Here is a 6,000-nt window from a genome sequence, read left to right on the forward strand (position 1 = left end):
CATGATCTTGGTCCTACTCTCCGGGGGACTCTAGCCCGCCCCCGGTCGGGTGCCTGCTGGGCTTAGTTTGGCTGACGCCCTTCAACCAAGGCGGAAGGGTCATCTGCTGTATTGAAGGGATTGCAGTCCCTTCGGCGTCTGGGGCGGCCTCGGTCGCCCCATTCTCTTTAAGACGAATTTTTAGCGCAACTTTCATGCCGTCGCGCTCAATTGTCCCGTCTTGTTTCATCTCCGACAAGCCGGGTGAAACCGAACTCATTGGAATTTCGCTACCGCGCAACCTAGCGGCCAACTCCTGGATTTCATTTGCAGTTAGCCAGACTCGATCGGCATCTGCGAGAACAGCCCACATAAAGGCTTTGTTGGTCGACGGGCGATAAGGATTTCCTCCACTTTCGTTTGGATCGAAATCCGTATCAGTCGCCCCGATTGTCGATGATGCTTCATCGAATGCGCTATTTACTATACCATCTATACGCGCGAGTACGCGAGCTGCCGCCAAAAGGTCGCCGATCTCACCATGAAGATCATCGATACGCTTGGTCGCCTCGGCAATATCCTCTTTCGCACGCAAGATATCAGCTTGAGCCGCATGAATGCGATCTTGCACGACTCGGTAGGTAAGAGCGGTTTCCATCCAACATCCCTAGTACCAAGCCAATCTTAGTGCAAGCCTCCAACCAACCTTGAACCAAACGAGAACGCAATCCTACTCCGCCGCCACCCCAGCCCGCGAAAACATATCCCCGCTCTCCCCCAGATCCTGCTCCGCCGCCGGCGTGCCCGCCGCGGTCTTCGCCTTCAGGCGCTTGTCGAAGCCGTCCCACACCTCGTTCCAGTTCCCGCGCGTCGCCGCCTTCGAATATTCCGTCGCGCGCTGTTCGAAGAAATTGGCGTGCTCCACGCCGTTCAGCATCGGCGCAAGCCAGGGGAGGGGGTGTTCGTCGATCATGTAGATCGGCTTCAAGCCCAGTTGCCCGAGCCGCCAGTCGGCGATGTAGCGGATATATTTCTTGATCTCCTTGGGCGTCATGCCGTTGACCGGGCCCATCTCGAACGCGAGATCGATGAAATTGTCCTCCAGATGGACGGTGTGCTGGCACATCTCGCGGATGTCGGACTTCACCGATTTGGTGAAGCAGTTCCGCTCCGCGCAGAAGGCGTGGAACAGCTTGATGATGCCCTCGCAGTGAAGGCTTTCGTCGCGGATCGACCAGGTGACGATCTGCCCCATGCCCTTCATCTTGTTGAAGCGCGGGAAGTTCATCAGCATCGCGAAGCTGGCGAAGAGCTGCAGCCCCTCGGTGAAGCCGCCGAACATCGCGAGCGTCTTGGCGATGTCCTCGTCGGTGTCGACGCCGAAGCCCTGCAGATAGTCGTGCTTGTCCTTCATCTCGCTATATTCGAGGAAGGCGCCATATTCGCTCTCGGGCATGCCGATCGTGTCGAGCAGGTGGCTGTACGCCGCGATGTGCACCGTCTCCATGTTGCTGAACGCGGCCAGCATCATCTTGATCTCGGTCGGCTTGAAGATGCGGCCGTATTTCTCGTGGTAGCAATCCTGCACCTCGACGTCGGCCTGCGTGAAGAAGCGGAAGATCTGCGTCAGCAGGTTGCGTTCGTGATCGGTCAGCTTCTGCGCCCAGTCGCGGCAATCCTCGCCGAGCGGCACTTCCTCGGGCATCCAGTGGATCTGCTGCTGGCGCTTCCAGAAATCGAACGCCCAGGGGTATTCGAACGGCTTGTACTGCTTGCGGGCTTCGGTGAGGGACATGGGACGTATGCCTTTCTAGCGGCGGGAGCGATGCGCACCGACGCCGAAGCCGCCGATGCCGAGGACGAAACCGAAATTGTAGAACGCGCCGTTGTTGGGAACGGCGTAGACCGCGATGTCGTGGTCGAAGAGCGAGCCTACGAACGCGACGGGCGCGATGAAGCCCTGGACGAGCCCGAACAGGAAGCCCGGCGCGCCGGGGTGGACGGTGCCGCCGACCTGATGCGCGCATGACGCAAGTGCGAGAAGCGTGAGGATCGGTATCAGTCGTTTCACGCCGCCGCTCCCCAACTATTCATCGCACCGGCCGAGAACGCCAGCACCACCGCGGCGGCGACCAGCATGATTCCCACCATCCGGAACACATATACCCGCGCCGGCGGCGTCGGTCGCGCGAGCGATGCGAGGAGGGCAATCCCGATCAACCCGAACACGATGGCGACCGCGAACATGATGAGAACCTGCCACGTCATGCGACCAAATCCGCGACCGGGCGTTTGCCCCCCTGACCCATCAACGAAGGAGAATTCCCATGGTCGATACCACCCAGATCGCCGAGCATATGGAAGTCGTGGACGCGGACGGCGTGCATGTCGGGACCGTCGATCATCTGGACGGCGACCGCATCAAGCTGACCAAGCAGGACAGCCCCCAGACCGAGGACGGGCAGGGCGCGAAGCATCATTACATCTCGATCGGCCTGGTCGCGAGCGTCGAGGACGGCAAGGTCTGGCTGAGCGCGAATGCAGACAACGTGACGAGTCTCGAAGAGACCGAGTGACCGCTTTCCCTCTCCCTTTGGGAGAGGGAGGGAGGCGCGCAGCGCCGGAAGGGTGAGGGCAGTTCGGTTCATGCCGGGCTGTCCTTCTTTTGTGCGTGGTCACCCTCATCCTTCCCACCGCTGACGCGGCGGGCCCCTTCCTTCTCCCGCAGGGAGAAGGAGATTTGGGTCAGGACGCCTTCGAGGTTCTGCATGACGTCGGTGTTCGTGAAACGCAGGACGCGATAGCCTTGGCGCTCGATGAACCGTGTGCGGGCAGCGTCTTCGCTAACAGTATGCGCATGGGTATCGCCATCGACTTCGATCACGAGTTTCTCGCTGAAGCACAGGATGTCCGGATGGAACGGACCTAGCGGCGTCTGGTGCCGCCATTTCAGATGCGGGAATGCCTCACGCAGGCCGCGGAGCAACCGGCGTTCGGGCTCCGGGGCTTCCCGCCGAAGCTGCCGCGCGCGCGGGACGGTGCCGATCGGCTGGTTGCGATAACTGCGCACCTGTCCTCACCCTTCCGCCGCTGCGCGGCTCCCTCCCTCTCCTGGAAGGAGAGGGACATTACCCCTCTCCTTCCAGGAGAGGGAGGAGCCCGCCCGGCGCCGCCGGGTGGGAGGGTGAGGACAGGTTAGACGTCCCACCTCACTGACACGCCAGGCATTCGTCGTAATCCGTCGTCACGAACTCGTATTTCGGCGCGTCGATCGTGTTGTCCGCCTCGACCCCGCCCGCGAAGCCCGCGCGCTGGATGCTCTTCGAGCGCAGGTAATAGAGCGACTTGATCCCCAGTTCCCACGCGCGGAAATGGAGCATCAGCAGGTCCCATTTCTCGACATCGGCCGGGATGAACAGGTTCAGCGACTGCGCCTGGTCGATATAGGGCGTCCGGTCGCCGGCGAGTTCCAGCAGCCAGCGCTGGTCGATCTCGAAGCTGGTCTTGAAGCAATCCTTCTCGTCCGCGTCGAGGAAATCGAGATGCTGGACGCTGCCGCCCTGTTCCAGGATGGTGTTCCACACCGCGTCGGTGTTCTTCGACTTCTCGTTCAGCAACCGCTCGAGATACGGGTTCTTCACCGACCAGCTGCCCGACAGCGTCTTGTGCGTGTAGATGTTGGCCGGGATCGGCTCGATGCACGCCGAGGCACCACCGCAGATGATGCTGATCGACGCGGTCGGCGCGATCGCCATCTTGCAGCTGAAGCGCTCCATCACGCCCATCTCGGCGGCGTCGGGGCAGGGCCCGCGCTCGATCGCCAGCTGCATCGACGCTTCGTCGACCTGGCCCTTGATGTGTTTGAAGATGCGCAGATTCCAGGACTTCGCCATCGCCCCCTCGAACGCCAGGCCGCGCGCCTGGAGGAAGGAGTGGAAGCCCATGACCCCCAACCCCACCGAGCGTTCGCGCGCGGCGGAATAGGCGGCGCGCTCCATCCCCGGCTCGGCGCGCGCGATGAAGTCCGACAGGACGTTGTCGAGGAAACGCATGACGTCCTCGACGAAGCCCTTCTCGTCCTTCCACTGGTCCCACGTCTCCAGGTTGAGCGACGACAGGCAGCACACCGCGGTGCGATCGTTGCCCAGATGGTCGCGCCCCGTCGGCAACGTGATCTCGCTGCACAGGTTCGAGGTCGAGACCTTCAGCCCCAGGTCGCGGTGATGCTTGGGCATCGTCCTGTTCACGTGATCGGCGAAGATGATGTACGGCTCGCCGGTCGCGAGGCGGGTCTCGACCAGCTTCTGGAACAGCGACCGCGCATCGACCGTCGCGCGGACCGACCGGTCCTTGGGGCTGAGCAGATGCCATTCGGATCCGTCACGCACCGCTTCCATGAAGGCGTCGGTCAGCAGCACGCCGTGGTGCAGGTTCAGCGCCTTGCGGTTGAAATCGCCGCTCGGCTTGCGGATCTCCAGGAACTCCTCGATCTCGGGATGCGAGATGTCGAGATAGCAGGCCGCGGACCCGCGGCGCAGGCTCCCTTGCGAGATCGCGAGCGTCAGCGAATCCATGACTCGCACGAACGGGATGATCCCGCTGGTCTTGCCGTTCAGCCCGACCGGCTCGCCGATGCCGCGGACATTGCCCCAATAGGTCCCGATCCCGCCGCCGCGCGACGCGAGCCAGACGTTCTCGTTCCAGGTATCGACGATGCCGGTAAGACTATCGGGCACCGAATTGAGGAAGCACGAGATCGGCAGGCCGCGCCCGGTGCCGCCGTTCGACAGCACCGGCGTCGCGGGCATGAACCACAGCCGCGAGATGTAATCGTACAGCCGCTGCGCATGCGCCGCATCGTCGGCGTATGCGGAGGCGACGCGGACGAACAGGTCCTGATAGCTTTCGCCCGGCAGCAGATAGCGATCGGTCAGCGTCTCCTTGCCGAAATCGGTCAGCAGCGCGTCGCGGCCGTGATCGACCTCGAGCGGGTAGGGCATTTTCACGCGCTTGTTCGCCGCCAACGGCGCGGCGCCATTGTCGGTCGTGCCGGCGTCCGTCGTCACGGGGTCTATCGTCTCGGTCGTCATCACCCTATCCCGATCATCCCGCAGGTCCATCGAACCATCCTTCGTTCTCTATCCGTTCGAATCGAGGGGCTTACCCCGATCCTATCATCCGAGGCGGCCGATGCGAGAACGGACCATGTTCATCAGCGACGGAGTCGGCTTGTCCAGCCACGCCCTATATGGGAAGTGGCGCGGTAGAACCACCATAAATTGGGTCCGCCCCCGAACTCAACCGCAACAGATTGTGGCAAAGCGGGTTGGGACACAAGACGGTAAATCACCGGGCCACCCAACGGTTCGTCGCTGGTGGGACTCACTTCGTCGCAGGGCCTGGGGCGCGACGCGTGGAGTTTGGCGGGGTTCACGAAACGCAAGGGAACGAGGGGGGAACGGAAATATTTCGGGGGTTATTCTACCTGACGCACCCACCGCAATCGGAGCCGCCGTTTTGACGACGTAAACGTTTTCGCCTATATGCATGCACAACGGCGCGCCGCCGGTTGGACTGGAAAGCGCGCCGTTGCTCTTACCCCTTCTGGAAGGGGGCAGGGTGAGTATGCGACCTATTGGCCGCTACCCGGTAACCTCCGGGTGGGTTGCCAAACCATGCTCGTCCTCCTTTCTTTCAACGCCGGGTCACGGCGGGTTGAGAAAAAGGGTCAGGGTTGCCTTCCCGACCACCTTCTGAAGCGCCAGCGGTTTTGCCGTTCGGCGCTTCAGTTCTTTTGACGATCGGGACAACATTTCCCGACGACGCCAATCTCTTTATATCTTCAGGAGCGTTGGGCCCTACGCGCAATTGACGTTCTAAATGCCCAAAACCCTCAACGAACTGCCGATCCTTCAAGCGCTTGATCGCGTTAAAGGCGCTTCCTTCATTGACAATTTTTACTCCGCTCGGTCGTGTCCCACGACGTGGTGTAGCTCGCGGTTGGGCATCGGCGATCTTCGG

Annotated in this window: 8 protein-coding genes; 1 reads left to right on the top strand and 7 read right to left on the bottom strand. The window is 61.8% G+C overall.

Going from position 1 to position 6,000, the window contains the following annotated elements:
- Positions 1-13 precede the first annotated feature (13 nt).
- The 4 genes from ACFE7D_RS03210 to ACFE7D_RS03225 all read right to left on the bottom strand — a co-directional run bounded on the left by ACFE7D_RS03210 (position 14) and on the right by ACFE7D_RS03225 (position 2,247).
- Positions 14-637 carry a hypothetical protein gene (locus tag ACFE7D_RS03210; RefSeq protein WP_375393985.1) on the bottom strand — a complete coding sequence of 208 codons (624 nt, stop codon included), beginning with the start codon at positions 635-637 and terminating at the stop codon, positions 14-16.
- Between the two features lie 72 nt (positions 638-709).
- On the bottom strand, positions 710-1,774 hold the full coding sequence (locus tag ACFE7D_RS03215) for a ribonucleotide-diphosphate reductase subunit beta (protein ID WP_375393986.1): 1,065 nt from the start codon (positions 1,772-1,774) through the stop codon (positions 710-712).
- Between the two features lie 15 nt (positions 1,775-1,789).
- On the bottom strand, positions 1,790-2,050 hold the full coding sequence (locus tag ACFE7D_RS03220; protein WP_375393987.1) for a hypothetical protein: 261 nt from the start codon (positions 2,048-2,050) through the stop codon (positions 1,790-1,792).
- The gene (locus tag ACFE7D_RS03225) at positions 2,047-2,247 is read right to left on the bottom strand and encodes a hypothetical protein (protein WP_375393988.1); all 201 of its coding nucleotides are present in this window, start codon (positions 2,245-2,247) and stop codon (positions 2,047-2,049) included. The genes ACFE7D_RS03220 and ACFE7D_RS03225 overlap by 4 nt, the downstream gene beginning before the upstream one ends.
- Before the next feature lie 59 nt (positions 2,248-2,306).
- On the opposite strand from ACFE7D_RS03225, the gene ACFE7D_RS03230 reads away from it, so the two are divergent.
- Positions 2,307-2,555, top strand: coding sequence for a DUF2171 domain-containing protein (locus ACFE7D_RS03230; RefSeq protein ID WP_375393989.1), 249 nt, complete (start codon positions 2,307-2,309; stop codon positions 2,553-2,555).
- A 68-nt stretch (positions 2,556-2,623) separates the two neighbouring features.
- On the opposite strand, the gene ACFE7D_RS03235 is transcribed toward ACFE7D_RS03230, so the two are convergent.
- From ACFE7D_RS03235 to ACFE7D_RS03245, 3 genes are all read right to left on the bottom strand, one after another.
- On the bottom strand, positions 2,624-3,049 hold the full coding sequence (locus ACFE7D_RS03235; protein WP_375393990.1) for an endonuclease domain-containing protein: 426 nt from the start codon (positions 3,047-3,049) through the stop codon (positions 2,624-2,626).
- Between the two features lie 139 nt (positions 3,050-3,188).
- On the bottom strand, positions 3,189-5,069 hold the full coding sequence (locus ACFE7D_RS03240) for a ribonucleoside-diphosphate reductase subunit alpha (protein WP_375393991.1): 1,881 nt from the start codon (positions 5,067-5,069) through the stop codon (positions 3,189-3,191).
- 604 nt (positions 5,070-5,673) lie between these two features.
- On the bottom strand, positions 5,674-6,000 hold a 327-nt coding region (locus ACFE7D_RS03245), incomplete at its 5' end, for a hypothetical protein (RefSeq protein WP_375393992.1).

It is taken from the genome of uncultured Sphingomonas sp., from assembly GCF_964244235.1.
Taxonomy (GTDB): domain Bacteria; phylum Pseudomonadota; class Alphaproteobacteria; order Sphingomonadales; family Sphingomonadaceae; genus Sphingomonas.